1 protein-coding gene is annotated in these 3,898 nt (G+C 75.6%); it reads right to left on the bottom strand.

Annotation, left to right across the window (positions count from 1 at the left end; genetic code table 11):
• The coding region (locus GCL84_RS12815) for a non-ribosomal peptide synthetase (RefSeq protein WP_156755683.1) at positions 1-3,890 on the bottom strand (3,890 nt) is incomplete at its 3' end.
• Positions 3,891-3,898 lie beyond the last annotated feature (8 nt).

The raw sequence follows: 3,898 nt of genomic DNA, 5'->3' as shown, positions 1-3,898 counted from the left end.
GCGGTGACGTCGACCGAGGCCTCCGTGGGGCCGTAGAGGTTGTGCAGCTCCGCATCGCACTTGGCGAAGAACTCGTCCCGCAGATCGACCGGCAGCGCCTCGCCCGAGCACAACACCCGCCGCAATCCCGACACCGGACGGAAGTCGGCCAAGAACGCACGCAACATCGACGGGACGAAGTGGACAGTGCTCACCCGCTGCCGGTCGATCACCTCAGCCAAGTACGCCGGGTCCTTGTGCCCACCCGGCTTCGCGAACACCAACGTGGCACCCGTGACCAACGGCCAGAAGAACTCCCACACCGACACGTCAAAACTCGCCGGGGTCTTCTGCAACACCCGCTCCCCCGGCACCAAACCGTACTCGGCCTGCATCCACAACAGCCGGTTCACAATGCCCGACTGCGGGACCACCACACCCTTCGGCCTGCCCGTGGACCCGGACGTGTAGATCATGTACGCCGCGCGGTCCCCCGCGGGCACCTCGGTGACCGGCGGGCCGACCGGCAGGTCCGGCGAGTCGACGACGAACGCGGGGCGCGCGTCCTCGACCATCGCCGCCAGGCGCTCGGCCGGGTAGTCCGGGTCCAGCGGCAGGTAGGCCGCCCCCACCCGCTGCGCGGCCAGCATCGCCACGACCTGCGCCGCCGACCGGTCCAACCGCACACCCACGACCGCCCCGTACCCGACACCCCGCTCACACAGCGCACCCGCGAACCGGGCGACCCGCTCCTCCAACTCGCCGTAGGTCAGCGACTCACCGCCGTCGACGACCACAGCGAGCGCGTCGGGCCGGGACCGGCACTGCCCGGCCACCAACTCCGGCAGCGTCGTCGCGGGCACCTCGACATCGGTGTCGTTCCAGCGGGCCAGCGCGGCGCGCTCGGCGGCGTCGGCCAGCTCCAGCGAGCCGACCGGCCGGTCCGGCTCGTCGAGCGCGGCCTCGAGCAGCCGCACCAGCCTGGCCGCCAGCCGGGCGGCGGTGGCGGTCGAGTAGCGGTCGGCGGCGTACTCGACGAACCCGGTCAGCCCGGCCCCGTCGGCGCGCTCCGACAGGTCGAACGCCAGGTCGAACTTGGGCCTGCCGGTGTGCAGCAACTCGGTCTCGGCGGTCAGGCCGGGGAAGCCGTGCGCGGTGGGCAGCGGCGGGTGGTAGGCGAACAGCACCTGGAACACCGGGTGCCTGCCCGCGACCCGGTCGGGGGCGACGGCCTCGACGATCCGGTCGAACGGCGTGCCCTGGTGGTCGAACGCGGCGAGGTCGGCGGCGCGGACCCGGCCGAGCAGGTCGCCGAACGCGGGGTCGCCGGACAGGTCGGTGCGCAGCGGCACGGTGTTGACGAAGAAGCCCACGAGCCCGTCGAGCACCGGGTCGACCCGGCCCGCGGTCGGGGTGCCGACCACCACGTCGGTCCCGGCGCCGTGGCGGGCGAGCAGCGCGGCGATCGCGGCGTGGACGACCATGAAGGCGCTGGTGCCGGTGGCGGCGGCCAGGTCGAGCACGCGGCGGTGCAGCGCGGCGGGGATGTCGAGCGGCACGACGCCGCCCGTGCGGGTGGGCTCGGCGGTCCGGCCGCGGTCGGGCAGCGGGGCCGACTCGGTGGGCAGGCCGCGCAGCGCGTCGGCCCAGTGGTCGAGCCCCGGGTCGTCCAGGGTGTGCTGCCAGAGCGCGAAGTCGGCGTAGTGCAGCGGCAGCGGCTCCCACGCCTGGGCCGCCCCGGCGGCGCGGGCGGTGTAGGCGGCGGCGAGGTCGGACACCAGCGGGCCCAGGGACCACTCGTCGCCCGCGATGTGGTGCAGCACCAGCACGAGCACGTGCTCGGTGTCGGACCGGCGCAGCAGGGTCGGCCGCAGCGGCGTCTCCGCGCGCAGGTCGAAGGCGTGCTCGACGGCCGCGCGCAGGCGGACCGGGTCGTGCTCGGCCTCGGCCAGCGGCGCGCCGCGCCCGATCACGACCTGGTGCGGCTCGCCGTCGGGCCCGGTGGCGACGACGGTGCGCAGGACCTCGTGCCGCTCCTGCACGTCATCGACGGCGGCGCGCAGGGCGGCGACGTCGAGCGGGCCGGTCAGCCGCAGCGCGAGCGGGATGTTGTAGGCCGCGTCCGGCCCGTCGAGCTCGTGGACGAACCACAGCCTGCGCTGCGCGAACGACAGCGGAACGCGTTCGGGGCGCGGGCGGGCGCGGGGGGTGTCCTGCTCCCCGGCCGTGGTCAGCGCCGGGGCCAGGCCCGCGACGGTCGGGGTGTCGAAGACGGTCCTGATCGAGACCGCCACGCCCAGCTCGGCCGCCGCGCGGGCGGCGAACCGGGTGGCCAGCAGCGAGGTGCCGCCGAGGGCGAAGAAGTCGTCGTCGATGCCCACGCCGTCGACCCCGAGCACGGAGCCGACCAGCTCGCACAGCGCCTGCTCGCGCGGGTTGCGGGCGCGCCTGCCCCCACCGCCCGCCAGCTCCGGGGCGGGCAGCGCGGCCCGGTCGACCTTCCCGTTGGGCGTCAACGGGATCGTCTCGACCGCGACGACCAGCGAGGGCACCATGTACTCGGCCAACGACTCCCGGCAGGCCGCCAGCAGCCCGTCGGGGTCGGCCTCGCCGACGACGTAGGCGACGAGGCGCTGCTCGGCCAGCGAGCCACCGTGCGCCACGACCACCGCGCGGTCCACACCGGACTGCCGGTTGAGCACGGCCTCGACCTCGCCCGGCTCCACCCGGAACCCGCGGATCTTCACCTGGTGGTCGACGCGCCCCAGGACCTCCAGCACGCCGTCGGACCGGAACCGCGCGACGTCGCCGGTGCGGTACATGCGCGACCCGGCGGACCCGTACGGGTCGGCGGTGAACCGCGACGCGGTCAGCCCCGCGCGGCGGTGGTAGCCCAGGGCCAGCCCCGAGCCCGCCAGGTACAGCTCGCCCGCGACCCCGGCGGGCACCGGGCGCAGCGCGGGGTCGAGGACGTAAGCGGTGGTGTTGGCGATGGGGACGCCGATGGGCGGCGCGCTCCGGTCGCCGTCTTCCAGGTGGTGGGCGGTGGACCAGATGGTGGTTTCGGTGGGGCCGTAGAGGTTGGTCACCGCGCGGGCGCCGTCGAGCAGGGCGGCGGCCAGGTCCGCGGGCAGGGCCTCACCGCCGACGAGCGCGTGCACACCCGCCGCCGCGTCGGGGCGGGCGGCGAGCAGCGCCTGCCACAGCGACGGGGTGGCCTGCATGGCGGTGGCCCCGCTGTCGCGCAGCAGCGCGTCGAGCAGCACCGGGTCGCGGGCGGTGTCGGAGTCGGCGAGGAGCACGGCGGCGCCGGACAGCAGCGGGAGGTAGAGCTCCAGCGCGGAGATGTCGAAGCCGACGGTGGTGATGGCGCAGAGTAAATCGTGCTCGGCGAGGCCGAAGCGGTCGACCATGTCGCCGAGGAAGTTCATCAGCGCGGCCGACGGGACGACCACGCCCTTGGGCAGGCCGGTCGAACCGGAGGTGTAGAGCACGTACGCGGGGCTGTCGGCGGGCACGGCCACCGGGTCGAGCGGGGCGTGCCCCGGCACGGTCGCCGGGTCGAGGGCTGCGGGGTCGAAGCTGGTGGGCGCGACGGTCGCGGCCGGGGCGGCGTCGGCGCGCATGTGGGCGATGCGCCGCTCCGGGAAGCCCGGGTCCAGCGGGAGGTAGGCGGCGCCGGTGGCCGACACGGCGAGCAGGGTCGCAGGCAGGTCGGCGGTCCGGGGGAGCGCGACGGCGACGGTGTCGCCCGGCCCGACCCCGCGCCCGCGCAGCGCGGCGGCGATGGCCCCGGCGCGGCCGACCAGGTCGGCGTAGGTGAGCGTGTCGCCGCCCGCGCGCACGGCCACCCGGTCGGGCTGCCGCGGCGCGGCTAGGCGGGGCGAACGCTTGAACTGCAGCGTGCTCACCGGACGGA

The organism is Actinokineospora pegani, assembly GCF_009745975.1.
Taxonomy (GTDB): Bacteria; Actinomycetota; Actinomycetes; order Mycobacteriales; family Pseudonocardiaceae; genus Actinokineospora; species Actinokineospora pegani.
The sequence above is the reverse complement of the archived record's forward strand: the minus strand, read 5'-3'. Positions and strand labels throughout refer to the sequence as shown.